Below are 24,136 nucleotides of genomic sequence, written 5' to 3'. Positions count from 1 at the left end.
GCGGCATAGACTTAGCATTGCGCACGAAAGCCGAGCTTTTCCAGCATGGCGGCGGTAGCGGCGTCGTCACAACTTACCCGCAGAGAAGACCATTCACGGCGCTCCTGATACTGCTTGCGCAGGCGATCAAACGCCCCCGGCTGGGTAGCGACTTTGCGCAGCGGCGCATCGTCGCGGCGCACATCATACACCAGGTGCACCAGCCGTTTCAGCACGGCTTGATCGAGCGCGCCATGCAGCGTCACCGCGCTCACGTCCGGCACCGGTAACAGACTCTCCAGCGCCACCTGCTGCGGCTGTCCCAGGAAGTCGCACCACGCTTCAAACACCTGTGTGGTGCCGCGCGCTTTGCCTTCCAGCGTATAGCCCGCAATGTGCGGGGTGGCAATGTCTACCTTGTCGAGCAGCGCGGGATTGAGATCCGGCTCGGGCTCCCAGACATCGAGCACCGCGCGTAGATCCGGACGCATATTCATCACCGCCAGCAGTGCGGCGTTATCGACCACCGGGCCGCGGCAGGCATTGATTAAAATAGCGTTGGGCTTTAACGCCATCAGCAGGGCCGCATCGGCAAGGTGCCAACTTTTGTAAGGCCCCGCTTTGAACAGCGGCGTGTGGAAGGTGAGAATATCTGCCTCAGCCACCAGCGCCTCCAGCGAGCGGAAGTCACCGGCATCGCCGCGATCGGCACGTGGCGGATCGCACAGCAGCGTATTGACGCCCCACGCCTCCAGCCGCGCTTGCAACCTGCTGCCGACGTTGCCCACGCCAACAATGCCCACGGTGCGATCGCGCAGCTCAAAGCCGTCTCGCTCGGCTAAAAAAAGCAGCGCCGAGAACACATATTCCACCACCGCGATCGCGTTACAGCCGGGCGCCGCCGAAAAGCCGATACCTGCCGCCTTCAGCGAAGCGTCATCAACGTGATCGGTGCCCGCCGTGGCGGTGCCGACAAACTTCACCGGCGACCCCGCGAGCAGCGCAGCGTCGACCTGCGTAACCGAACGCACCATCAGGCCGCTGGCATCCTGGAGCGCGGCTCCAGGCAGCGGGCGTCCCGGCACCGCAATCACTTCACCGGTGCGGCTGAACAGTTCACGGGCGTAAGGCATGTTTTCATCAACGACGATTTTCACTGTGGCGGTCCTGTGTGCAGATGATAATGAGGGCGCACATTCTGACATAAAGCCGGACATTCGCCTAACCGACGCGCCCCGGCCGCGCGCGATAAAAATGTGAGATTTTCACTACCTGTTTCTGGCCGCTCGCACGTAAACTCGGCGCGGAGTATTTAAGGAAGCGTGCCATGAATATGCTGTTCCCGCTGATCGCGGTACTGATCTGGTCGATTAACACTATCGTCAGCAAACTCTCGGCCAACAGCATCGATCCGGCGGCGATTTCATTTTACCGCTGGCTACTGGCCTTTTTGGTGTTGACCCCTTTTTGCCTGCCATCGGTCTGGCGCCAACGCGCCGTGGTGAAAGCGCACGCGTGGCGCTTATTGCTGCTTGGGCTGCTGGGCATGGTGCTGTATCAAAGCCTCGCCTATTACGCGGCGCACAGCGTGTCGGCAGTGATGATGGGGATTTTGGGGGGCACGATCCCGCTGCTGACTATTCTGCTTAGCGTGCTGGTGCTGCGCCTGGCGCCGACGCGCGGCATCCTGGCGGGCGGTGTCTTATCGTTTGCAGGATTAGTGTGGCTGGTCAGCGCCGGAGAGCCTGCGCGGCTGCTGCATCAGCCGCTGGGCGCAGGCGAAGTGATGATGCTGGCGGCGTCCACGTCCTATGCGCTGTACGGCGTGTTAACCCGGCGCTGGGCGATTCCGCTCACGGTGTGGCACAGCCTGTACGTGCAGATTTTTTGCGGCGTGCTGCTGCTGCTGCCCGGCTTCCTGCATGCCCCCACGGTGGCGCTGACTGCGCGCAATCTGCCGCTGGTGCTGTACGCCGGGCTGCTGGCATCGATCCTCGCGCCTTATCTCTGGATCCAAGGCGTGCAGCGCTTGGGTGCCAGCAACACGAGCCTGTTTATGAACATTGTGCCGGTGTTTACTGCCGTGATTGCCGTGCTGTTTCTGCATGAGCAACTGCACGCCTATCACTGGATCGGCGGCGGGATGACGCTGGCAGGTGTGATCGTGGCACAGCGTGTGCAAACGCCACTGCGCCGCTCCCCGTCAATCAGTGAAAGCGAACCGTAATGCGCAGACCGCCGAGCTGCGGACTGCGGTCCAGCTGCAGCTGCGCGCCGTGCCACACGCAAATATCGCTCACCAGCGCCAGGCCAATGCCCGCCCCCGGCTGAGCTTGACCATCAAGACGACCAAAGGGGCGCAGCGCCTGCTGCTGCAACTCGGCAGCGATGCCCGGCCCGCTGTCTTCAATCACCAAAACGCGCTGCTGCACGCGGGCGGTAATCACCCCACCGTGCGGCGTGTATTTCACCGCGTTATCCAGCAGATTGGCGCACAGTTCGGCCAACAATACGCCGTCGCCCTGCACATCGCACGCCTCGTCGCCCTCAAACCCCAGATCGATCTGCTTGCGCCGTGCCGCTGCGTAGCTGCTCAGGCAGGCCTGTTGCACAATGTCACTGAGATTGACGCGGCTCAGGTTTTTCTCTTCGCCGTGGCGCGCTTTGATCTGCGCCAGCTGCAGTAAGCGCCCGGTTAGCGCGACGGTGTCATCCAGCGTGTCCCGCATGCCTTCCAGGCTTTCGCGCCACTGGCGCGGTTCGTCGCTGCTGAGGGCGACGCTGACCTGGGTTTTTAAGATGGTCAGCGGCGTGCGCAACTGGTGAGAGACATCGGCGCTAAAGCGCTCCTGCCGCGCCAGCAACCCCCGCAGCCGCGCCAGATGGCGATTAAACGCCGCGATGAGCGGCTGTAACTCGGCCCACGGCAGCAGCGAAGGCAGTGGCGTGAGCTCACCCGGCGCGCGGCGCAGCATCATACGCGATAGGCGCCGCAGCGGCCGCAGCACCTTACGCAGCAGCAAGCTGGCCAGCAACAGCGTCATCAGCACCAGAAAGCTTTGGCTGATCAGCGCGGTATGCAGCAGCCTTTCGGCAAAGGCGTGTCGCGAGTTCAGCGTCTCAGCCACCAGCACCAGCACCATTCCTTCAACGCCCTCTTCGCTGACTGGCTGCCACAGCGCGGCGACGCGAATCGGCTGCTTGCGATAGTGCGCATCGTAAAAGTGCACCAGCGCCGGATAGGCGTCCGAAAGCGGCGCGTTACGCGGCAGCACGGGCAAATCGGGATAGCCAGACAGCGTTTGTCCCTGCGGTGAAATGACCTGGTAAAACAGCTGATCGTTCATGTTGCGCTCAAAGCTGTCCAGCACCACCCATGGCACATCCACCTGCAGCTGCTGATGGCGCACTTCCAGCCGCTCCGCCACGGTGCGCGCCGACGCCAGCAGGGAACGATCATACGCCTGATTGGCGGCCTGTAAGGCGCTCTGATAATGGGTATAAACCGACAGCGCCCACAGCAACAGTAAGGGGGCGCCCAGCCACACCAGCAGTTCCCCGCGCAGCGTGTTAATCAGGCGCATGCGTGGCACTCAAGGCTATAGCCAAGACCGCGCAGCGTGACGATCGCCACATCACTGCCCGCCAGCTTTTTGCGCACTCGATGGACATAAAGCTCAATGCTTTCCGGGCTGGCTTCATCGTTTAAGGTGAAGGTTTGTTCATACAGATGCTGGCGCGAAACGGGACGACCCGGCCGCTGCATCAGCGTGGCGAGCACGCTGGCCTCGCGCGGCGTCAGCAGCAGCGGCTTGTGATTCAGTAAAAAGTACCCTTCACTATCGCGCTCCAGCTGCCCGACCCGCTGGTTTTGCAGCGTCTGTCCGTGGCTGCGACGCAGCAGGGCGCGCAGCCGCGCTTCGAGTTCGTCTAACTCAAACGGTTTGGTAAGATAGTCATCAGCACCGCCGTTTAACCCCTGCACGCGCTGCTCCAGCGCACTTTGTGCCGTCAGCAGCAGTACCGGCACCCCCTGGCCGCGCTTGCGCAGCCGCGCCAACACAGCCAGCCCATCAAGGCGCGGCAGTGACACATCCAGTACGACCAGCGCGTACTCTTCACTTTGCAACACGTGATCGGCCGCAATGCCGTCGGCGACCCAATCCACCGCAAAGCCTTTTTGTGTGAGCGCCTTCTGTAACCACTTCGCCAGCTCAACCGTGTCTTCCACTAGTAAGAGACGCATATCACATCCTTTCATTTTACCCGTGGGCTGAAAGGTAAATGAAAGGTTGCTGTTTTAACAATTCAGCAACCGTGAATATTGGGTAGCAATCACATACTGGAAGAGAGAGTGAAGCGAATGATGAGAAAAACACTACGCGGCCTGGTGACCACAACCCTGCTTGCCATGACCGTTTCTGCCGCGTGCGCCGCCGCACCGGCGCGCACCGAGTGCATCGCGCCGGCCAAGCCCGGCGGCGGGTTCGACCTGACCTGTAAGCTGATCCAGGTTTCACTGCAGGAAACCGGGCAAATCCAATCCCCTATGCGTGTGACCTATATGCCCGGCGGCGTCGGCGCCGTAGCTTACAACGCTATCATCGCCCAGCGCCCGGCAGAAGCCGGCACGCTGGTGGCGTTTTCTGGCGGATCGCTGCTGAATCTGGCGCAGGGGAAATTTGGCCGCTATAGCGAGAGCGACGTGCGCTGGCTGGCGGCGGTGGCCACGGATTACGGCATCGTGGCCGTACGTCAGGATGCGCCGTGGAAAAATCTCGGCGAACTGATGACCGCCATGAAAAACGCACCGACCAAAGTGGTCGTGGGCGCCGGCGCCTCCATTGGCAGTCAGGACTGGATGAAAACAGCGGTGCTGGCGCGAAAATCGGGCATCGATCCGCGCAAAATGCGCTACGTCGCCTTTGAGGGCGGCGGCGAGGCCGTGACCGCGCTGCTCGGCAACCACATTCAGGTGGTGTCGGGCGACATGAGTGAGATGGTGCCGCACCTGCAGGCTGGCAAACTGCGCGTGCTGGCGGTGATGGCGGATAAACGCCTGCCGGGCGAACTGGCGAACGTGCCCACCGCCAAAGAACAAGGCTATGACATGACCTGGCCCATTATTCGCGGCTACTACCTCGGGCCAAAAGTCAGCGATGCCGATTACCAGTGGTGGCAGGACGCGTTCAAAAAGCTGGTGGCTACACCGGAATTTCAAAATCAGCGCGAACAGCGCGGCCTGTTTGAATTCAACCTGTTTGGCAGCGAACTGGATACTTACGTGAAAAAACAGGTGGCGGACTACCGTGAGCAAGCCAAATCCTTTGGCCTGGCGAAATAGCGGAGGCGACGATGAGCGATCGTATTTTTGCTGGCCTGTGGCTGGCACTGTGTGTCGCCGGGCTGTTTATCGCCTGGCAGATCCAAAGCGAATACAGCTACGAGCCGGTGGGCCCGCGCCCGTTTCCGATGCTGCTGCTGGGATTGATGGCGATCTGCGCCGTGCTGATGCTGGTGCGTAAGCCCGACACGGTGCAGTGGCCGAACGCCGCTATCTTGAAAAAGCTGGCGCTGCTGTGCGTGATGCTGGTGGTCTACGGCTGGCTGTTTGAACGGCTGGGATTTGCGCTCTGTACCGCCTTGCTGACCTTTGGCATCGGCCTGCTGTTTGGCGCACGCGCCTGGGCCGCTGCGCTGTCGGGCGTTGTCATGGGCAGCGCGCTGTTCTACGCCTTTGATCGTTTACTTGACGTCACGCTGCCCGTTGGCAGCTGGCTGAGCTAACCGGAGTCATTATGGATACCTGGTCTTTTTTGATGCAGGGTTTTGCGGTTGCGATGACGCCCGAAAACCTGATGATTGCGCTGATCGGCTGCTTTATCGGCACGGTGGTGGGATTGCTGCCGGGGCTGGGGCCCATCAACGGCGTTGCGATTCTGATGCCGTTGGCCTTTGCGCTGCACCTGCCGGCGGAGTCAGCCTTGATCTTGCTGGCGACGGTTTACATCGGCTGTGAATACGGCGGCCGTATTTCCTCTATTTTGCTGAACGTGCCGGGCGACGCCGGGGCAATTATGACGGCGCTGGACGGCTATCCCATGGCGCAGCAGGGCAAAGCGGGCGTGGCGCTGTCGATTTCCGCCGTCAGCTCCTTTATCGGCTCCACCATCGCCATCCTTGGCATTATTCTCTTTGCACCGATTCTGGCCAGCTGGTCGCTGGCGTTCGGCCCGGCGGAATATTTCGCCCTGATGGTGTTCGCGATTGCCTGCCTCGGCAGCATGATGAGCCATAACCCGCTGAAATCGTTTTTAGCCGCGCTGATTGGGCTTGGCATGGCCACCGTGGGCGTAGATGCCAACACCGGCGTGTACCGTTTCACCTTTGAGAGCGTGCACCTGTCTGATGGCATTCAGTTTGTGGTGGTGGTGATTGGTCTGTTCTCCGTCAGCGAAATTCTGCTGATGCTGGAGTCCACCAGCGGCGGACAGAAACTGGTTCGCGCCAGCGGCCGCATGATGTTCAACATGAAAGAGGCGGCGCAGTCCACTGGCGCCACGCTGCGCTCATCGTTTATTGGTTTCTTTGTGGGCATCCTGCCGGGTGCCGGCGCCACGATCGCCAGCGCCATCGCCTATATGACCGAGAAGAAAATCAGCGGTAGCGACCAGTTTGGTAAAGGGGATATTCGCGGCGTGGCGGCCCCGGAAGCGGCCAACAACGCCTCCGCCTGTGGTTCATTTATCCCGATGCTTACGCTCGGCATCCCCGGCTCCGGCACCACCGCCGTGATGGTGGGTGCGCTGACGCTGTATAACATCACGCCCGGTCCGGCGATGTTTACCGAGCAGCCCGATATCGTTTGGGGCCTGATTGCCGCGCTGCTGATTGGTAACGTGATGCTGCTGGTGATGAACATTCCGATGATCAACATCTTCGCGCGCATGCTCTCCATTCCGCTGTGGTTCCTGGTGCCAGCGATCGCGGCGATCTCTGCGGTCGGCGTGTATGCGGTGCACAGCACCACCTTTGATCTGCTGCTGATGGTGGGGCTGGGCATCTTTGGCTATATTCTGCGCAAAATGGATTTTCCGATGTCGCCGCTGATCCTCGGTTTCGTGCTGGGTGAAATGCTGGAGCAGAACCTGCGTCGCGCCCTCTCCATCAGCAACGGCGAGCTGCCGATCCTGTGGGAAAGCCCGATTTCTAAAGTGCTGCTGGTGCTGGCGATCGCCGTGCTGGTGGTGCCGCCGCTGTGGAAACGGCTGCGTCGCAAGCGCCTGCAAACCGCAGACGTGAAATAAATCACTGTCTGACCGCGTCTACTGCTACCGCCCCCGTGGATTTCCCGGGGGCTTTTGCTATCATATGGCCTCGTTTTTCCGGCGCACCCGGATCTGACCTCGTTTTCAAGGATTCCGCCATGCAACCTCTCAGCGGTCCCGGTGTGCCCGCGGGCGATCGTTCACCTCTTACTGATGCTCCTGGCGCGCTGCGCCCCGGCGGTCCGGCCGGCGAGCAGCCGCTCTCCCCGGCCCAGCGCACCACGCTGGAGCGTTTGATTGTGCGCATCCTGTCGCTGAGCACGCTCAAAGCGCCTGAACTCTGGGCTGGCGTGCGCCATGAAGTGGGGGTGAAGAGCGATGGCGAGCTGCAGTCGCGCCATTTTCCCGCCGCAGAGCAGTATCTGAATAATCGTCTGACTCAGGTGCAGAACAGCCACGCGACGCGTCAGCTTCAGCAGCAGCTGATGGATAAATTGCCGCAGGGCAACAATCGCCAGGCGGTCAGCGATTTCATTCGTCAGCAGTTTAATCAAACGGTGCTCAGCGCCCTGACCCAGGACCAACTGCGCCAGGTGTTGACCATGCTGCAAAACGGGCAGATGGCCATTCCGCAGCCGCAGCAGACGCGCGTGTCCGATCGCACGCTGTTACCGGCCGAACAGCAGGCCCTTAATCAGCAGGTCACACGCCTCGCGGCCACGACCGGTGAATCACCGGTGAAGCTGCTGGCTGACACCTTAAAACTGGCAAACCTGAAGAGCGGCGATCCGATTCCTTCGCGCCACTTCCCGCTTTTATCTCAATATCTGCACGTGCGTCAGACGTTGGGTCAGCACAGCGCGCCAACGCTGCTCATGCTGGAAAGCTCGCTCAAGCAGCCGATGAGCCAGGATGAGCAGCGGCTGCTGGAAGAGTACAGCCTGCAGCGCTTCCAGGCCACGCCGCAAACCGTGCTAACCACCGCACAAACGCAGGATCTGCTGAACCTGCTGTTTTCACGTCGTCTGGAGCGCAGCAGTGAGCAGCCGCTGGCTGACAGCGCCATGAATCCGCAGCCGATCTGGTCGCCGCTGGTGCCGTTTCTGCCACGCCCGCTGGCACAGCGCCCGATGCTGACATTGGCGCTTGCCATGGCGCTGGTGTTTTTCCTGATCTGGCTATTGGTGTAGCTCAGCAGCCGCACGCCGCGCCAGTGCGCGGCGACGGCCATTCACCTGGCGCGCTGCCCCACGCCAGCGGATGCCCGTCGCGCGTCCAGAAATCCAGCCCGCCGATCAGCTCCTTAACCTGAAAGCCCAGCGAAGCCAGCTTGAGCGCGCCCTTGGTGGAGCCGTTGCAGCCAATGCCATCGCAGTACGTGATATAGACTTTGTTTCGGTCCAGCGCGGCGACCGTGGTGGCATCCAGGGTGCGGTGAGGAAACGCGATCGCGCCGCAAATATGACCGCGCTCATAGGCTTCGCGGGCGCGCACATCAAGCACCACGATCTCCGTTACGCCCTGCGCTAAATCCTCTGCCACATCCCAGGCATCGGCGTAGTGCGCCAATTTTTGCTCAAGCCACGCGACGCTCTGTGCGGGGCTGGCGGGGGGAAAATGTAAGACCGATGACATCATGCTCTCCTGCTGTTAATTTCCTGCAGTTTACGGCAAAGTGGCCTGCTGTTTGAGACCACTTTGCGCGACGTGATAAGACCACGATGACCCCTTCGTTATTGACCCTGTTTGATCAGCAGACCGCAGGCGGACGGCGGACGCGCCTGTGCCGCACGCTGCGTCAAGCCATCGTCGAAGGGCATCTGCGCCATCAGCAAAAATTACCGTCTAGCCGTCAGCTGGCACAGGATTTGGCGCTGTCGCGCGTTACGGTAGAGGCGGCTTACGCGCAGCTGGAAAGCGAAGGTTATCTTCAACGGCACGCCGGGCGTGGCACCTTTGTGCTGATTGACATCGCGCCGCCACCGCCACCGCGGCGCCCGCAGCCGACACCGGCGTTTTCGCGTCGCGGTCAACAGGTACTGGCCACCGGCGGCTGTCAGGATCCGCCGTTTCCACACGCTTTCGCCGCGGGATCGCCCGAACTGCGCGCCTTTCCCCACGTGCAGTGGCAACGTATTAGTCATCAGGTGCAGCGCTCGCTGGGTAGTCGTGCCATGGGCTACGGCGATCCGCTGGGCTATGCGCCGCTGCGCCAGGCGGTGGCCGATTACCTGGCGCTTTCGCGCGGCGTGCGCTGCAGCGCTGAACAAATCGTGATTCTGACCAGCTCACAGCAGGCGCTACAGCTGCTGGCGATGCTGTTTTTGGACAGCGGCGACACCGTATGGCTGGAAGAGCCCGGCTACCCGGGTGCGCGTAACGCGTTTGTTGCGGCGGGCGCAACCTGTCGGGCAATGCCGTTGGACAGCGACGGTGCGGTGCCACTCGACGGCAGCGCCAGACTGGTGTATCTGACGCCGGGACATCACTACCCCAGCGGCACGGCGATGAGCCTCGCGCGCCGCCTGCAGTGGCTTGACTGGGCGCAGCAGCAGCAAAGCTGGCTGATTGAAGACGATTATAACGGCGAGTTTCATTTTGATGAGCGCCCTGCCCCCGCGCTGCAAGGCCTGCGGGATGAGAGCCGGGTGATCTGCCTTGGGACGTTTTCGAAAACGCTGTTTCCCTCACTGCGGCTGGCGTGGATGGTGCTGCCCACGCCGCTGGTGGCGCCGCTGGGCCGCGCGCGCAGCGTGATGGACGGACACAGCGCGCTGCTGCCGCAGGCGGTAACCGCCGAATTTTTGCAGCAGGGCCATTTTGCCAGTCATCTGCGCTTGATGCGCCAGCTCTATCACAGCCGACGCGATCGCCTACTGCAGCAGATCGGCACGCGCCTGCAACCGTGGCTGACGCCGCTGCCCAGCGCGGGCGGCCTGCAATTAACGGTCACGCTTACCCAAGGAGATGAGGCACACCTGACGCAGCGGGCGCGGGAGTGTGGGCTGTTATTACCGCGTTTGTCACCGCTCTACAGCGGATCGGCGCGCCAGGCGGGCTGGATATTGGGCTTTGCCGCGCTCACGCCGGGCGAAATCACGCGCGCCTGCGACACCTTGGCAACATTGCTTGCGCGAGCGCTGCCGCGCGCATAAAAAAAGGGCCGGATTAACCGGCCCTGAGAGAGGTTCAACGCATTACGCCTGATATTTACGCATCGTCAGCGTCGCGTTAGTGCCGCCAAAGCCGAAGCTGTTGGACATCACCGTGGTCAGCGCTTTTTCCGTGGGCTGAGTGACAATGTTCAGACCTTTGCCCGCTTCATCCAGCTCTTCCACGTTAATGCTCGGCGCGATAAAGCTGTGCTCCAGCATCAGCAGCGTATAAATCGCTTCCTGCACGCCCGCCGCACCCAGCGAGTGGCCGGTCATGGCTTTGGTGGCTGACAGGTAAGGTGAGTTGTCACCAAACACTTCGCGAATGGCGCCAAGTTCTTTAACGTCGCCCACCGGCGTAGAAGTACCGTGCGTGTTGAGATAGTCGATAGGCGTGTCCACGCCCTGCATCGCCATCTTCATGCAGCGCACTGCGCCTTCACCTGAAGGTGCCACCATATCGGCGCCGTCAGAGGTGGCGCCGTAGCCCACGATCTCAGCATAGATGTGTGCACCGCGCGCCAACGCGTGCTCCAGCTCTTCCACCACGACCATGCCGCCGCCGCCAGCGATCACAAAGCCGTCGCGATTGGCATCATAAGTCCGTGAGGCCTTTTCTGGCGTCTCGTTGTATTTGGTAGACAGTGCGCCCATGGCGTCAAACTCACAGGCCATTTCCCAAGTCAGCTCTTCGCCGCCGCCGGCAAACACCACGTCCTGCTTACCCAGCTGGATTTGTTCAACCGCGTTACCGATGCAGTGAGCAGAGGTCGCACAGGCGGAGCTGATGGAGTAGTTCACACCGTGGATTTTAAACGGCGTGGCCAGGCAGGCAGACACGCCTGATGCCATGGCTTTGGTCACCACATACGGACCCACACCTTTCAAACCGCGCGGGCCGCGCATGGCATCCGCGCCGAAAACCTGGAAGCGCGGCGAACCGCCGCCGGAGCCAGCGATCAGACCCACGCGCGGGTTGTTCTGATACTGCTCATCGGTCAGGCCGGAATCTTTTACCGCTTCTTCCATAGACAGGTACGCGTAAATTGACGCGTCACTCATGAAACGCACAATTTTGCGATCGATGAGCCCGGTGGTATCCAGCTTGACGTTACCCCACACGTGGCTGCGCATTCCGGCGTCTTTCATCTCTTCAGAGAAAGTGATGCCCGAACGGCCTTCACGCAGAGAGGCCAGCACTTCCTGCTGGTTATTACCAATGCTGGAAACGATACCCAGGCCAGTAATCACTGCACGTTTCATTCAATAGTCCTCAATTACCCATCTTTTGGAATGACGTGCACTCTAGCGTACAGTTGTACGCCGAACAAGTCCGATCAGCCATTTCCTTTTGTAAATTTGCGTCATGTGACGGCACTCGCTAAAATCGCGCCACTGCCTGAAAATGAGCCTTTCCCGTGACCGCATCCGCCATCAAACACGCCCAACTGACCTGGAACGATCAGGGTACACCTGTTTCCCGAGCGTTCGACGATGTCTATTTCTCAAACGATAACGGGCTAGAAGAGACGCGCTATGTGTTCCTTGATGGCAACCAGATTCCGGCGCGCTTTGCCCATCACGCGCGCGACCTGTTTATCGTTGCCGAGAGCGGCTTTGGCACGGGTCTGAACTTCCTTACGCTGTGGCAGGCGTTTGATGATTTTTGCGCACAGCATCCACAAGCGACGCTACAGCGGCTGCACTTTATTAGCTGCGAGAAATTCCCGCTCACGCGCAGCGACCTTGCGGCAGCGCATGCGCACTGGCCTGAGCTGGCACCCTGGGCTGAGCCGCTGCAACAACAGTGGCCCGAGGCGCTGCCGGGCTGTCAGCGCCTGCTGTTCAACGGCGGCAAGGTCACGCTCGATCTCTGGTTTGGGGATATTAACGCGTTAATTGATACGTTTGATGACAGCCTTAATCGTCAGGTAGACGCGTGGTTTCTGGACGGTTTTGCTCCGGCCAAAAACCCCGACATGTGGACGCCCGCTCTGTTCAGGGCCATGGCACGGCTCGCGCGACCAGAGAGCACGTTAGCGACCTTTACCTCAGCGGGTTTTGTCCGTCGCGGCCTGCAAGAGGCGGGTTTTGATGTGGTGAAGCGCAAGGGCTTTGGCCGCAAGCGCGAGATGCTGGTTGGCACCCTGCGCGCGGCCCCGCCCCTGCCGCACAGCCAGCCGTGGTATGCGCGCCCGCAGGCACAAACGCGCGACGTGGCGCTGATTGGTGGAGGCGTAGCCAGTGCGATGCTGGCGCTGGCGCTGCTGCGCCGCGGCTGGCATGTCACCCTCTACTGCGCCGATGAAGCCCCCGCGTTAGGGGCCTCCGGCAACCGTCAGGGCGCACTTTACCCGCTGTTAAATCAGCACGATCAGGCGCTGGCCACTTTCTTCCCTGCCGCCTTTTCGTTTGCGCGTCGCCTGTATGATTCGCTGCCGGTGATGTTTGAGCACAGCTGGAGCGGCGTGCTGCAGCTGGGTTGGGATGATAAGAGCCGTCACAAAATTGCACAAATGCTGAAAATGGATCTGCCCTCTGACGTTGCGCATGCCGTGACGCCCGCAGAGGCAGAGGCCCTCGCGGGCGTGCCGCTCGGCCACGGCGGCATTTTCTATCCGCGCGGCGGCTGGCTTTCCCCCGCCGAGCTGACCAGCAGCGTGCTCGAAGCGGCGCAGCATCTGGGTTTGCGCCAGCACTGGCTGCATTCGCTGACGCAGCTGGAACCGCACAGCGAAGGCTGGACGCTTCACTTCGCCGCACAGCCCGCAGCGGTGCATGGGCAGGTGGTCCTCGCCAGCGGCCCTGCGCTTCTGGATCTGGCGCAAACGCGTGCGCTGCCGGTCTATCCGGTGGCCGGTCAGGTAAGCCACGTTCCGGGCACGCCCACGCTGGATACGCTGCAAACCGTGCTGTGCTACGACGGCTACCTGACGCCGCGCAGCCCGCAGTTCGGCACGCACTGCATTGGCGCGAGCTACCACCGCGGTGACACCCATACCGCGTTTCGCCCGGAGGATCAGCAGCAGAACCGTCAGCGTCTGATCGACTGCCTGCCGGAAAAGGCGTGGCCGCAGGCGGTGAGCGTGGCGGATAATGCAGCACGCGTCGGCGTGCGCTGCGCCAGTCGCGACCACCTGCCAATGAGCGGCAGCGTGCCCGACTATGAGGCGACGCTGCGTCACTATGCCGAGCTCGCGCAGCAGCGCCAGCGCGGCGCGCCCGTTGCATCGGCGCCGGTTTACCCCGGATTGTTTGTATTGGGCGCCCTCGGGTCGCGCGGCATTTGCAGCGCCCCGCTGGCAGCCGAAGTACTGGCCGCGCAGATGAGCGGCGAACCGCAACCGCTCGACGCCGCCACGCTGGCGGCGCTCAATCCAAATCGGTACTGGGTGCGAAAACTGCTGAAGGGAAAAAAAGCAGAATAAGAGCAGAATCACGCGGCGACCTGCGCCGCGTGGATTAGGCGGTTTGACGCGCCTGCTGGAACAGATTATCCCACATGCCCACCACCAGTGCCTGATCGCGCGGTGAAAGCTCGCCGGCGGCAATGGCGTTTTGCAAGCTGTTGCTCACCTTGGCCTGCAGCGCTTCCGGCGTATGCTCGCCGCTCTGCTCAATTTCAGCGACCGCCAGCGTTAAGTGACCGCGCAGATAGCCGCTGGCAAACAGTTCGTCGTCGCTGGCATGGTCAACCATATCGTCGATCAGCGCGAGGATGCGGGACTCAAATTCTACAATCATCGTATTAATCCTTTAGGTGAAGGCGGGCGAATCACAACGCTTCCGGCCAGGGAAAATGGGCCGCGCTGAGCGCTGGCGTGCCGTAGTAGTGCTGGAGTGCTGCGATAAAACGGGCTGGGCGCGACGGAATGCCCTGCGCCAGCCAGTGCATTACCTGCGCATGAACCTTGCGCTGAAACCCGATACGGTCGGGTTCGCAATCGCCTTCCAGGTTGTCGCAGCTGACGTTAAACGGAAAATTAGCGGCCACGCAGAACATCCACTCCAGCGCCTGCGGTTTAACCTCAACCGCCTCAAACTGGCTTTGCGTCTGCGCATCACGGCCATCAGGACAATACCAATAGCCAAAATCGACCTGCTGGCGGCGCGCTTCACCGGCAATGCACCAGTGGGAAATTTCATGCAGCGCACTGGCATAAAAGCCGTGGGCAAACACAATGCGATGCCACGGCGAGTGCTCATCAGCAGGAAGATAGATGGGTTCGTCGTCGCCTTTAATTAGACGCGTCTGAAAGGCGTCCTTGAAGCAGCTGTCAAAAATGTCGATCAGCTGCTGATAATGATGCTCAGTGCTCATAATAGTTTAATCTTTAAAAAAACCGGCGCCATTGTCGCACTGGCTGCCGGTCTTGACGAGTGTTCAATTACAGCGTGGCAAACCAGGCCATAAGTTCACTGCCGTGGCTATCCCATAGCAGTTTGGCGCTCATCACGGCGGATACCGTGACCACCATCGGACGAATCAGCTTTTGTCCTCGGCTCAGCACCAGTCGTGCTCCTAGCCGCGCGCCGATAAACGCGCCGATCAGCATGACAATGCCGGTGCCCCACACCACTTTGCCGCCAAACATAAAAAACAGCAGGCTGCCAAAATTGGAGGTGAAATTCAGCACTTTCGCATGGGCCGTGGCTTTGGCCAGGTTAAACCCGCACAGCGTGACAAACGCCAGCGCATAAAAGGAACCGGCCCCGGGCCCAAAAAAGCCGTCGTAAAAACCGACGCAGCCGCCACCGACCAGCGCATACGCCAGTCCTTGCAGCCGCTGTTCGCGATCCACCTCGCCCAAACGCGGCATCAGCAGGAACCAGAACCCAATTGCGAGCAGCAGCAGCGGCAGCACCTGCCGCAGCACGTCAGCCTGAATATGCTGTATCAGCACGGCACCGCACACCGCCCCTATAAACGTCATCGCAATATTCAGCCGCTGCTCGCGCAGGTTTACCGCGCCGCGTCGCACAAAATAGAGGCTGGCAGAAAACGATCCACCAACGGACTGTAATTTATTGGTTGCCAGCGCCTGCGCCGGGGAGAGGCCCGCAGCCAGCAAAGAGGGCACCGACAGTAAGCCGCCGCCGCCCGCAATGGAATCAATAAACGCCGCTAATACCGCAACCAGGAACAGCACGCCCAACAGCAGTGGGCTGACAACAAACAGATCCATTAACGTCTCATTGCAATTAGTCAATACACCCACAGCGGTGCGCCAGGGCACGGGATCACCTTAGAGCAGGTGGCGGTCCAACAGCGCCTGACACGACGGTGGCAGCGGCGGTGGGGCTTTTTTTACCGGCGGCTGGCTGCCCGGTTTTTTCGGCAAGAACCAGCTCTCCAGCTCCGCACCGCAGCCATCGCCGGGCGGCGGTGGCGGCTGGTCTTCGCATTCGAGACTGTTCGCCGGACAGCGTAAACGCACGTGCATGTGCGCGCGGTGGGCAAACCACGGCCGCACTTTGTTGAGCCATGCCCGATCTTGCCCGGCATCGGCACACAGCTGCTTTTTGATCGCGGGATTAACAAAGATACGCGTCACGTCATCATCGTTGGCTGCCAGCTTAATCAGGCTGTCAATTTGCGGCTGCCAATGACGGGTGATGACCTGCTTATCGTCCGGCGCCACTAAATCCAGCGGCTGCGGTTTCAGCAGCTGCTGCGCCGTCCAGCGCGTTTGCGGCAGCTGCAACCAGATATCCACGTCCAGGCCGGTTTGGTGGCTGGCGTGCCCGCTACTGAAACGTCCGCCCGCGGCCATGCCCATGTCGCCAATCAGTACCTGCCCCAGCTGCCGTTGATGCGCCTGCTGGCTGAGGCGTTGAATAAACGCGATGAGATGGGGATGGCCGTAATAGCGGCGCTGATCCTGCCGCATTACCTGATAATGCGGGGCATTGAGCGGCAATGCCTGTGCGCCCACGATGCAGCCGTTGGCGAAGCTGCCAATCGACTGCGGGCTACCGGGGATTGGCTGATGAATTTGCTGCCACGGGGTGGCGGCCGTGGCGGCCATGCTACCTAACAGGGCAGCGAGCGCGATAAGTGGTCGGCGCATCAGGGCGTTACCAACGTGGCACGCTGCTGTTGACGTCACCGTTTTGCGCACGCTGGCGCAGCAGGTGATCCATCAACACGATCGCCATCATCGCTTCGGCAATCGGCACGGCGCGGATGCCCACGCACGGATCGTGGCGGCCTTTGGTGATCATTTCCACTTCTTCGCCGGTGCGGGTGATGGTATTGCCCGGCACGGTGATACTGGAGGTGGGCTTCATCGCCAGATTGGCGCTGATGGTTTGCCCGCTGCTGATGCCGCCAAGGATACCGCCGGCATGGTTGCTCTGGAAGCCGTTGGCGCGCAGCTCATCGCGATGCTGGCTGCCGCGCTGGTTGATCACCGCAAAGCCATCCCCAATCTCCACGCCTTTTACCGCATTGATGCTCATTAGCGCATGCGCCAAATCGGCATCAAGGCGATCAAACACCGGCTCGCCCAAGCCCGGCGGGACGTTTTCCGCCATCACGGTGACTTTCGCGCCGATGGAGTCGCCCTCTTTTTTCAGCGCGCGCATCAATGCGTCCAGGGCGTCCAGTTTGTCCGCATCGGGGCAGAAGAACGGGTTTTCTTCGACGATGGACCAGTCTTTGAGCTCGCAGGCCACGTCGCCAATCTGCGCCAGATAGCCGCGCACCTGAATACCGTGCTTCATGTGCAGGTATTTTTTGGCGATGGCACCCGCGGCCACGCGCATGGCAGTTTCACGCGCCGACGAGCGTCCGCCGCCGCGATAGTCGCGCAGACCATACTTCTGTTCGTAGGTGTAGTCCGCGTGTCCGGGCCGGAACAGATCTTTGATCGCACCGTAATCCTGTGAGCGCTGATCGGTGTTTTCAATCAGCAAACCGATAGAGGTGCCCGTGGTGACACCGTCAAATACGCCGGACAAGATCTTGACCTGATCCGGCTCGCGGCGCTGCGTGGTATAGCGAGAGGTGCCGGGACGACGGCGATCGAGATCGTGCTGAATATCCGCTTCAGTCAGCGGGATGCCAGGCGGCACGCCATCAACAATGCAGCCAAGCGCAATGCCATGCGACTCGCCAAAGGTGGTAACGCGAAAAACGTGTCCGATGCTGTTTCCGGCCATGGAGATTCCTTGTTGCGATGTTGCGGGCGAGCGCTCGCCCTATCTTTTAGTCTTTATAGAAAGAGAAATGGTGCTGCGCCGCGATAATCTGCTCGCGCGTGAGCATGAACACGCCGTCTCCGCCATTATCAAACTCCAGCCAGGTAAACGGCACATCAGGATACTGCTCCATCATGTGCACCATGCTGTTCCCCACTTCGCAGATCAGCACGCCTTGCTCGCTGAGGTAATCTGGCGCACAGGCGAGAATACGGCGCACCAGTTTAAGGCCGTCGCTTCCTGCCGCCAGGCCCAGTTCAGGCTCGTGGCGATACTCGCCGGGCAGATCGTCCATATCTTCTGCATCCACGTACGGTGGGTTGGTGACGATCAGGTCATATTTCAGCTGTGGCAGCTGGCGGAAAAGGTCGGCGCGAATCGGCGTGACGTGGTGCAGCAAGCCGTGCGCTTCAATGTTTTGTTCAGCCACTGCCAGCGCGTCGCTGGAGATGTCTACCGCGTCCACTTCCGCTTCCGGGAATGCATATGCACAGGCGATAGCGATACAGCCACTGCCGGTGCACATATCGAGAATGTGCTGCGGCTGCTGGGTCAGCAGGCCCGCAAAGCGGTTTTCAATCAGCTCGCCAATCGGCGAACGCGGCACCAGCACGCGTTCATCCACAAAGAATTCGTGGCCGCAGAACCAGGCTTTGTTGGTGAGATAAGCCACCGGAATGCGCTCATTGACGCGGCGGATAACGCGCTCAACGACACGATGCCGTTCGCTGGCGGTCAGGCGCGCATGGCGCATGTCTTCTGGGATATCCAGCGGCAGCCACAGCGTTGGCAGCACCAGTTGGACGGCTTCGTCCCAGGCATTGTCCGTGCCGTGACCATACCAAATACCCGCTGCCGTAAAACGGCTGACCGCCCAGCGCAGCATATCTTGAATGGTGTGCAGCTCGTTCACTGCCTCATCGACGAAAATCTTGTCCACGTAGCCCTCCGCAGGCCGTAATATCAATCGGCCGATAGTTTGCCATGAAGCCCGAAAGAATTCAGCGCAGCGAGGTGAAAAAGCTGACATTTGTTGACGCTTAGCGTTAAGGTAAGGGGCAGAATCCAGCCATTTCTGATAACTTCCAATTCATGAATAAAAAAACGCCGCTCAGTCAGGACGATCAGGCGCTGTTTCGTCAATTAATGACCGGGACGCGTAAGCTCAAACAGGACACCATTGTCCATAAACCCGCCGTAAAGACGCGGGAAGTGCCGCTAAAGCGTCTGCTGTCCGAACAAGCTGACAATAGTCACTACTTCTCGGATGAGTTCCAGCCCCTGCTGTCGAACGACGGCCCCATGCGCTACGTGCGCGCCGATGTCAGCCACTATGAACTCAAAAAGCTACGCCGCGGCGACTATACGCCAGAGATCTTTCTCGACTTGCACGGGCTTACTCAGCAGCAGGCAAAACAGGAGCTAGGTGCATTGATCGCTGCCTGCCGTCGCGAGCATCTGTTTTGCGCCAGCGTCATGACCGGGCACGGCAAGCACATTCTCAAACAGCAGACACCCTTATGGCTGGCCCAGCATCCACACGTGATGGCGTTTCATCAGGCGCCCAAGTTGTTCGGCGGCGACGCTGCGCTGTTGGTGCTGATTGAAGTCGAAGAGTGGCATCCCCCAGAACTGCCCTGAGAGTGGGTGACAACGGGAGCATCATAAAGGAAGGGCCGCTGAAGCGGCCCACGGAAAGGTTAAATGGCTTTCGCTAATTTTGACGGGCTGACCTGCCATACCAGCGTGCCATTGCCCTGCGTCGCATCCTCGACGTTCACACAGGCGATGGCAGATGTAGCGAACATCGGCGGTGTTTCATGGTGGCATAGCTCCGAAACCAGATAGCCCACCAGCGGTAAATGCGAGATCACCAGGACCGATTTCACCCCTTGGCTTGCCAAAGCATGCAGATAGCATGCTACCTGGCCGGGATCGCCGCCCGGCGTCAGCTCGGGTAACACCTCTTCGCCTTCCGGCAGTTTCAGCGCTTCCCGCACCGTGGCGAGCGTTTGTTGCGCACGCAGATAAGGGCTAACTAACACCCGGTCAATGTCCGGCGCCTGGCTATTCAGCCAGCTCGCCATCTGGCGCGATTCGTCACAGCCACAGATCGTAAGCGGACGAACCGCATCACTTGCTGCCTCCAACGCTGCATCGCCATGACGCATGATAAAAACTTGCATAAAGCACCGCTGTTGTTTGTCGATATCGTCGGTACCACAGCACCAGACGCTTCATTCTGCGAATGAACGGTGTGTTTTACCCCAATGGATTGAGTATAGTCAACCGGTTGTTTATTAAATAAGCACCTTGCAGAATGGGCCGCGCTTGGCCTCTGCGCGGCCTCCAATCTAACCCACTGAATCTGTACGCCTATTCATGTCTGTGCCGAAGTGTAAAATTTCGTTTTACCCTCGGCCTGCACGATGAGCGCCGCGCAGGGGGTAAAACGTTCGCCGTGCTGCTGCATTAGCGCGCGTAATGTTTCCACCACCGTCGCGGCCCCGAGTCGATCAATGTCACGGAAGGGCCCGCCCAGAAACGGCGGGAAGCCAATGCCAAATACCGCAGCGATGTCGCCGTCGCGGGCGCTACGAATCACCTTTTCATCCAGGCACCGCACCGCCTCATTGAGCATCATCATGACGCAACGCTCGGCTATCTGACGCGCACTTTGCGTAGCCTGCGGCGTAAGATTCAGCAACGAGTAGATTGCGGCATCCGCCTGACGTTTACGCGGCCAGCGGACGGGATCGTAGCGGTAAAAACCCTGACCATTTTTACGTCCTTTTCGCCCGCTCGCGAGCAGCCTTTCCGCCGCAGCGGGCGCGCGAAAGCGAGCCCCATAAGCCTGTTCCAGCAGCGGACTGATTTTACTGCCGACATCAATGCCCACTTCATCCAGCAACTGCAGCGGCCCCACGGGGAAACCAAACGCCACCAGCGCCCGATCGATATGCTCAATGGGCTCACCTTCCAGCAGGCAGCGCAGGGCCTCATTAATATAAGGCGCGAGGATGCGGTTAACATAGAAGCCGGGGCGGTCCGCCACCACCACCGCGGTTTTACCCTGCTGTCGCGCAAACTGCACCGTGGTCGCCAACGTAGTCGCCGAGGTGCCGGCATGGGGAATCACCTCCACCAGCGGCATTTTGTCTACCGGACTAAAGTAATGAAGGCCAATGACGTTTTCAGGACGCTGCGCCTGCGCGGCAATATCCGCAATGGACAGCGACGACGTATTAGAGGCAAAAAGGGTGTGCGGCTGACAATGGTGCTCAATCTCTGCCACCATCTGCTGCTTAAGCGCCAGGTCTTCAAACACCGCTTCAATGACCATATCCCGCTGTTGGAAGCCTTGATAATCCACACCGCCGCTGAGGCGCGCCATCTGCTGCTGACGTTCAGCAGGCTTAAGCTGGCGGCGGGCCACTTTTTTACTAAGGCGATCCCAGCTGTATTTCAGTGCGTGGTTCACGCCCTCCAGATGGATATCTTTGATGCGGACCGGTAATCCCGCATTCAGCGCCGTGACGCTCGCGATTCCCCCGCCCATCAATCCACCGCCAAGCAGGCCAATGTGCGTCAGCGCACGCGGCTCGGCGTCTGCAACAGGCTCTTTTTTCAAAGCCGTTGAGGCGAAAAACAGGCTGCGCAGCGCGGCGGATTGCGGCGTCATGGCCAATTCACCAAAGGCGCGCGCTTCGGCGGCGTGCCCTGCCCTGCTGCCCTGCTCAAGTCCGGTGCGTACCACAGACAGAATGCGATCGGTGGCGGGATAATTTCCCTGTGTTTTTTGATCGGTCTGGCGCTTTGCCAGCGCAAACAGCGCCGAACGCACGCCTGGCGCTTGCAGCAGGCGATCGCGACGCGACAGCGTGCGCAGCGTACGCTTTCCTTTATGCACCCATGCTACCGCCGTTTCCAGCAGGATCGCCTGCGGTACCGCGTCATCAACCAGACCGAGTTTTAGCGCTTGCCGGGCGCGCAGCTGCTTTCCGCTTAGCATGAGCGTCAGGGCCTGCTGCACGCCAATCAGGCGCGGCAGCCGCTGGGTTCCGCCCGAGCCGGGCAGTAAGCCGAGCTGAACCTCCGGGAGCCCCAGCCGCGTTTTATCATCCAGCGTGCAGATGCGCGCGCTGCACGCCAGCGCCAGCTCAAGCCCACCGCCCAGGCAGGCGCCGTGGATTGCCGCGACCACGGGAAACGGCAGCGCGGCGATCTCCGCCATGACATCCTGCCCTTGCGTCGCCAGCGCTTCCGCCTGCTGCGCCGTGTGGCAGGCGGCAATCATCGCGATATCTGCACCCGCAATGAAACTGTCGGGTTTGCCAGAAATCAGCACCAGGCCGGCAAGCTGCGCATGGCTGCGCGCCGCGCTTAGCACCGTGCGGATTTGCGTGACAAACTCTGCCTTGAGGGTATTCATTTTCTCGCCCGGTACATCCAGCGTAATCACGCCGACGTGGTCTGGACGCACGTGCAGTGTAAATGCAGACTCGCTCATCATTCAGCCTCCAGAACCATGGCGCTACCCAGTCCGCCCGCCGCGCAGGCGGTGACCAACCCCAGCCCGCCGCCGCGGCGGCGCAGCGCATGCAGCGTTTGCGTGATCATGCGCGCGCCGGTGGCCGCAAAGGGATGCCCGTAGGCGATAGAGCCGCCCTGCACGTTGAAGCGTGCCTCGTCTACCTCGCCGAGCGCATGCGGACGATTGAGCACTTCGCGCGCAAAGCGCGCATCGTGGAACATCTTTAGGTTGGCCAGCGTCTGCGCCGCAAAGGCCTCATGCATGTCGATTAAGGTGAGATCCTGTAGCGTAATGCCGGCGCGATCCAGCGCCAACGGTGAGGCGTAAGCCGGCCCCAGCAGCATATCTTGTCGGACATCAATGGCGGTGAAGGCATAGCTGCGCAGGTAGCCCAGCGGCGCGATCCCCAGCTCACGGGCGCGGCCTTCGCGCATGAGAATCACCGCCGCTGCGCCATCAGTAAGCGGGGTACTGTTCGCCGCCGTGACAGAGCCGTGCTGACGGTCAAAGGCAGGACGCAGCTTGGCATAATCGGCCGCGCTGGCGTTGAAGCGGATATTGTTGTCCTGGGCGATCGGCGCTTTCCACGGCGGGACAAAGGCGGGCATCACTTCCTGCGCCAGCACGCCAGATTGCCATGCCTGTGCCGCCTGCTGATGCGAGCGCAGCGCCAGCGCATCTTGCGCTTCGCGCGTAATACCGTGGGTTTTCGCCATCTGCTCCGCGGTGTCACCCATGCGTAAACCGGTGGAGTATTCTGCCACTGCGGGCGGCACCGGCAGCAAATCGCGCGGCCGCAAGCGGCGAACAATCGCCACCTTCTGGCTAAACGTCCGTGCCTTATTCAAATCAACCAGCGCGCGCGCCAGCGTTTTACTCACGCCAATCGGCAGCACCGACGACGAATCCGCGCCCCCTGCAATACCCACGTTAATGGTGCCCGCCATCAGACTTTCAGCCACGTTGGCCACCGCCTGAAAGCTCGTGGCGCAGGCGCGGCTCACGCTATAGGCGTCAGTATGCACGCTCAATCCACTGCTCAATACGATCTCACGGGCAATATTAGGGGCTTCCGGCATCTGTACGACCTGACCAAATACCAGCTGATCGATGACCTCAACGGGAAGTGCGCTGCGCGCAAGCAGTTCAGACACCACCATTCTGCCTAACTCCAGCGCGGGGATACCGTGAAAATCTGTCGCCTGTCGGGCGAAAGGCGTGCGTAATCCGTGCGTGATGGCGATACGTTCACCCTGACGCGTCAGCAGCCGCTGCGCTTTGCTCATTGCATTCACCAATAATTTATGACCCCAGCATCATTGCCAAACAGGTCTGACCTGATCAGTGTTAACCAGGTACTTCGGCGTCGCCAATAGCGGAAGAAAAAAAGTGCGAAGGGAAACACGAAAAACAGTGAAGGCTGCCGGACAGGGGTGCGGCAGCGGCAGGGTTAGCGTAAACCGAATTGAAAAATCAGGCTCTCCGCCTGGCAGCAAAACGTAAAATCCATGTCCAACTGCACGCCCGTCCCACGCGCGGTAAAGGTTGCGTGAACAGTGCAGGGCTCCGATGCGGCACGCTGTGCGCGATCGCTTAGCTGTGCCAGCATCACCTCTGCTGTCGCGCGGTCGGAGAAATGACCCGACCAGTGGGCGGTGCAGTCGCTGTTGTCGATCACGGTGCCAATCTCCACGCAGCAGCAGGCCGCCGTGTCTGTGCAGGGCGTAACGTTTTCTCGCATTCTTCTCTCCTCTGATGGGGTAAACCCTGAACAGGAGTCTACGCCCGACGCAAAAGCGCAGCCATCTTTTCCCGGCTAAGTCACGAATATCACACAATAAATTGATCAGGGACAATTTTGTGACTTAATGGCGTCAGGACGGTGGCAAGATTTTGTTAAGCAGATCTGATTTTGTCGATCAAACTAGAAATATCTAAAAAACATTATTGCAACAAATACACAGGTCGGACCTATACTCGTCGCACTGGTCTGATAT

Annotated in this window: 23 protein-coding genes; 8 read left to right on the top strand and 15 right to left on the bottom strand. The window is 60.4% G+C overall.

Annotated elements, in window-relative coordinates; genetic code table 11:
- Positions 1–11: 11 nt before the first annotated feature.
- Positions 12–1,136: a 4-phosphoerythronate dehydrogenase PdxB gene (pdxB, locus tag LU196_RS04585; RefSeq protein ID WP_232759480.1), complete on the bottom strand. Its 1,125-nt coding sequence runs from the start codon at positions 1,134–1,136 to the stop codon at positions 12–14.
- Between the two features lie 170 nt (positions 1,137–1,306).
- On the opposite strand from pdxB, the gene LU196_RS04580 reads away from it, so the two are divergent.
- Positions 1,307–2,206: a DMT family transporter gene (locus tag LU196_RS04580; protein WP_232759479.1), complete on the top strand. Its 900-nt coding sequence runs from the start codon at positions 1,307–1,309 to the stop codon at positions 2,204–2,206.
- On the opposite strand, the gene LU196_RS04575 is transcribed toward LU196_RS04580, so the two are convergent.
- Entirely contained in the window at positions 2,187–3,563 is a 1,377-nt protein-coding gene (locus LU196_RS04575; protein ID WP_232759478.1) for a sensor histidine kinase, read from the bottom strand. The two genes, LU196_RS04580 and LU196_RS04575, sit on opposite strands and share 20 nt — an antisense overlap.
- Positions 3,554–4,225, bottom strand: coding sequence for a transcriptional regulator TctD (tctD, locus tag LU196_RS04570; protein ID WP_232759477.1), 672 nt, complete (start codon positions 4,223–4,225; stop codon positions 3,554–3,556). Before tctD ends, LU196_RS04575 begins: the two co-directional genes overlap by 10 nt.
- A 165-nt stretch (positions 4,226–4,390) precedes the next feature.
- Between tctD and LU196_RS04565 the strand changes: the two genes are divergently transcribed.
- From LU196_RS04565 to flk, 4 genes are all read left to right on the top strand, one after another.
- The gene (locus LU196_RS04565) at positions 4,391–5,323 is read left to right on the top strand and encodes a tripartite tricarboxylate transporter substrate binding protein (protein ID WP_370640967.1); all 933 of its coding nucleotides are present in this window, start codon (positions 4,391–4,393) and stop codon (positions 5,321–5,323) included.
- Between the two features lie 11 nt (positions 5,324–5,334).
- Positions 5,335–5,766, top strand: coding sequence for a tripartite tricarboxylate transporter TctB family protein (locus tag LU196_RS04560; RefSeq protein ID WP_232759476.1), 432 nt, complete (start codon positions 5,335–5,337; stop codon positions 5,764–5,766).
- Between the two features lie 11 nt (positions 5,767–5,777).
- The gene (locus LU196_RS04555) at positions 5,778–7,286 is read left to right on the top strand and encodes a tripartite tricarboxylate transporter permease (protein WP_232759475.1); all 1,509 of its coding nucleotides are present in this window, start codon (positions 5,778–5,780) and stop codon (positions 7,284–7,286) included.
- 119 nt (positions 7,287–7,405) lie between these two features.
- Positions 7,406–8,437, top strand: a complete 1,032-nt coding sequence (gene flk, locus LU196_RS04550; protein ID WP_232759474.1) for a flagella biosynthesis regulator Flk — start codon at positions 7,406–7,408, stop codon at positions 8,435–8,437.
- Position 8,438: 1 nt separating this feature from the next.
- On the opposite strand, the gene LU196_RS04545 is transcribed toward flk, so the two are convergent.
- Positions 8,439–8,882, bottom strand: coding sequence for a rhodanese-like domain-containing protein (locus LU196_RS04545; RefSeq protein WP_232759473.1), 444 nt, complete (start codon positions 8,880–8,882; stop codon positions 8,439–8,441).
- Between the two features lie 86 nt (positions 8,883–8,968).
- Here LU196_RS04545 and LU196_RS04540 point away from each other — a divergent pair, with 86 nt between their 5' ends.
- Complete coding sequence (locus tag LU196_RS04540; protein WP_232759472.1) at positions 8,969–10,402, top strand: PLP-dependent aminotransferase family protein; 1,434 nt, start codon at positions 8,969–8,971, stop codon at positions 10,400–10,402.
- Positions 10,403–10,444: 42 nt separating this feature from the next.
- Here the strand turns inward: LU196_RS04540 and fabB are convergent, their stop codons facing one another.
- Positions 10,445–11,665, bottom strand: coding sequence for a beta-ketoacyl-ACP synthase I (gene fabB / locus LU196_RS04535; RefSeq protein ID WP_232759471.1), 1,221 nt, complete (start codon positions 11,663–11,665; stop codon positions 10,445–10,447).
- 155 nt (positions 11,666–11,820) lie between these two features.
- On the opposite strand from fabB, the gene mnmC reads away from it, so the two are divergent.
- Entirely contained in the window at positions 11,821–13,830 is a 2,010-nt protein-coding gene (gene mnmC / locus LU196_RS04530) for a bifunctional tRNA (5-methylaminomethyl-2-thiouridine)(34)-methyltransferase MnmD/FAD-dependent 5-carboxymethylaminomethyl-2-thiouridine(34) oxidoreductase MnmC (RefSeq protein ID WP_232759470.1), read from the top strand.
- A gap of 34 nt (positions 13,831–13,864) precedes the next feature.
- On the opposite strand, the gene LU196_RS04525 is transcribed toward mnmC, so the two are convergent.
- From LU196_RS04525 to prmB, 6 genes are all read right to left on the bottom strand, one after another.
- The gene (locus LU196_RS04525; protein WP_232759469.1) at positions 13,865–14,146 is read right to left on the bottom strand and encodes a YfcL family protein; all 282 of its coding nucleotides are present in this window, start codon (positions 14,144–14,146) and stop codon (positions 13,865–13,867) included.
- Between the two features lie 31 nt (positions 14,147–14,177).
- Entirely contained in the window at positions 14,178–14,723 is a 546-nt protein-coding gene (locus tag LU196_RS04520) for an elongation factor P hydroxylase (protein ID WP_232759468.1), read from the bottom strand.
- 67 nt (positions 14,724–14,790) lie between these two features.
- Positions 14,791–15,588, bottom strand: coding sequence for a sulfite exporter TauE/SafE family protein (locus tag LU196_RS04515; RefSeq protein ID WP_232759467.1), 798 nt, complete (start codon positions 15,586–15,588; stop codon positions 14,791–14,793).
- 60 nt (positions 15,589–15,648) lie between these two features.
- On the bottom strand, positions 15,649–16,473 hold the full coding sequence (gene mepA, locus LU196_RS04510; protein ID WP_232759466.1) for a penicillin-insensitive murein endopeptidase: 825 nt from the start codon (positions 16,471–16,473) through the stop codon (positions 15,649–15,651).
- Positions 16,474–16,480: 7 nt separating this feature from the next.
- Positions 16,481–17,566, bottom strand: coding sequence for a chorismate synthase (gene aroC, locus LU196_RS04505; RefSeq protein WP_232759465.1), 1,086 nt, complete (start codon positions 17,564–17,566; stop codon positions 16,481–16,483).
- A 46-nt stretch (positions 17,567–17,612) separates the two neighbouring features.
- Complete coding sequence (gene prmB, locus LU196_RS04500; RefSeq protein WP_232759464.1) at positions 17,613–18,545, bottom strand: 50S ribosomal protein L3 N(5)-glutamine methyltransferase; 933 nt, start codon at positions 18,543–18,545, stop codon at positions 17,613–17,615.
- A gap of 152 nt (positions 18,546–18,697) precedes the next feature.
- On the opposite strand from prmB, the gene smrB reads away from it, so the two are divergent.
- Positions 18,698–19,246 carry an endonuclease SmrB gene (gene smrB, locus LU196_RS04495; RefSeq protein WP_232759463.1) on the top strand — a complete coding sequence of 183 codons (549 nt, stop codon included), beginning with the start codon at positions 18,698–18,700 and terminating at the stop codon, positions 19,244–19,246.
- A gap of 59 nt (positions 19,247–19,305) precedes the next feature.
- Here the strand turns inward: smrB and sixA are convergent, their stop codons facing one another.
- The 4 genes from sixA to LU196_RS04475 all read right to left on the bottom strand — a co-directional run bounded on the left by sixA (position 19,306) and on the right by LU196_RS04475 (position 23,880).
- Positions 19,306–19,791 carry a phosphohistidine phosphatase SixA gene (gene sixA, locus LU196_RS04490; protein WP_232759462.1) on the bottom strand — a complete coding sequence of 162 codons (486 nt, stop codon included), beginning with the start codon at positions 19,789–19,791 and terminating at the stop codon, positions 19,306–19,308.
- Positions 19,792–19,985: 194 nt separating this feature from the next.
- Entirely contained in the window at positions 19,986–22,115 is a 2,130-nt protein-coding gene (gene fadJ, locus LU196_RS04485; protein ID WP_232759756.1) for a fatty acid oxidation complex subunit alpha FadJ, read from the bottom strand.
- Positions 22,115–23,425 carry an acetyl-CoA C-acyltransferase FadI gene (fadI, locus tag LU196_RS04480; RefSeq protein ID WP_232759461.1) on the bottom strand — a complete coding sequence of 437 codons (1,311 nt, stop codon included), beginning with the start codon at positions 23,423–23,425 and terminating at the stop codon, positions 22,115–22,117. Before fadI ends, fadJ begins: the two co-directional genes overlap by 1 nt.
- 164 nt (positions 23,426–23,589) lie before the next feature.
- On the bottom strand, positions 23,590–23,880 hold the full coding sequence (locus LU196_RS04475; RefSeq protein WP_232759460.1) for a YfcZ/YiiS family protein: 291 nt from the start codon (positions 23,878–23,880) through the stop codon (positions 23,590–23,592).
- Positions 23,881–24,136 lie beyond the last annotated feature (256 nt).

Source organism: Pantoea sp. Mb-10 (genome assembly GCF_021272205.1).
Classification (GTDB): domain Bacteria; phylum Pseudomonadota; class Gammaproteobacteria; order Enterobacterales; family Enterobacteriaceae; genus Pantoea.
This window is presented reverse-complemented; position numbering and strand designations above follow the sequence as displayed.

Coding starts and splice junctions, on each gene's coding strand:
- LU196_RS04580 (WP_232759479.1), top strand. CDS start 1,307: ATGAATATGCTGTTCCCGCTGATCGCGGTACTGATCTGGTCGATTAAC.
- LU196_RS04575 (WP_232759478.1), bottom strand. CDS start 3,563: ATGCGCCTGATTAACACGCTGCGCGGGGAACTGCTGGTGTGGCTGGGC.
- tctD (WP_232759477.1), bottom strand. CDS start 4,225: ATGCGTCTCTTACTAGTGGAAGACACGGTTGAGCTGGCGAAGTGGTTA.
- LU196_RS04565 (WP_370640967.1), top strand. CDS start 4,391: ATGACCGTTTCTGCCGCGTGCGCCGCCGCACCGGCGCGCACCGAGTGC.
- LU196_RS04560 (WP_232759476.1), top strand. CDS start 5,335: ATGAGCGATCGTATTTTTGCTGGCCTGTGGCTGGCACTGTGTGTCGCC.
- LU196_RS04555 (WP_232759475.1), top strand. CDS start 5,778: ATGGATACCTGGTCTTTTTTGATGCAGGGTTTTGCGGTTGCGATGACG.
- flk (WP_232759474.1), top strand. CDS start 7,406: ATGCAACCTCTCAGCGGTCCCGGTGTGCCCGCGGGCGATCGTTCACCT.
- LU196_RS04545 (WP_232759473.1), bottom strand. CDS start 8,882: ATGTCATCGGTCTTACATTTTCCCCCCGCCAGCCCCGCACAGAGCGTC.
- LU196_RS04540 (WP_232759472.1), top strand. CDS start 8,969: ATGACCCCTTCGTTATTGACCCTGTTTGATCAGCAGACCGCAGGCGGA.
- fabB (WP_232759471.1), bottom strand. CDS start 11,665: ATGAAACGTGCAGTGATTACTGGCCTGGGTATCGTTTCCAGCATTGGT.
- LU196_RS04525 (WP_232759469.1), bottom strand. CDS start 14,146: ATGATTGTAGAATTTGAGTCCCGCATCCTCGCGCTGATCGACGATATG.
- LU196_RS04520 (WP_232759468.1), bottom strand. CDS start 14,723: ATGAGCACTGAGCATCATTATCAGCAGCTGATCGACATTTTTGACAGC.
- LU196_RS04515 (WP_232759467.1), bottom strand. CDS start 15,588: ATGGATCTGTTTGTTGTCAGCCCACTGCTGTTGGGCGTGCTGTTCCTG.
- mepA (WP_232759466.1), bottom strand. CDS start 16,473: ATGCGCCGACCACTTATCGCGCTCGCTGCCCTGTTAGGTAGCATGGCC.
- aroC (WP_232759465.1), bottom strand. CDS start 17,566: ATGGCCGGAAACAGCATCGGACACGTTTTTCGCGTTACCACCTTTGGC.
- smrB (WP_232759463.1), top strand. CDS start 18,698: ATGAATAAAAAAACGCCGCTCAGTCAGGACGATCAGGCGCTGTTTCGT.
- sixA (WP_232759462.1), bottom strand. CDS start 19,791: ATGCAAGTTTTTATCATGCGTCATGGCGATGCAGCGTTGGAGGCAGCA.
- fadJ (WP_232759756.1), bottom strand. CDS start 22,115: ATGAGCGAGTCTGCATTTACACTGCACGTGCGTCCAGACCACGTCGGC.
- fadI (WP_232759461.1), bottom strand. CDS start 23,425: ATGAGCAAAGCGCAGCGGCTGCTGACGCGTCAGGGTGAACGTATCGCC.
- LU196_RS04475 (WP_232759460.1), bottom strand. CDS start 23,880: ATGCGAGAAAACGTTACGCCCTGCACAGACACGGCGGCCTGCTGCTGC.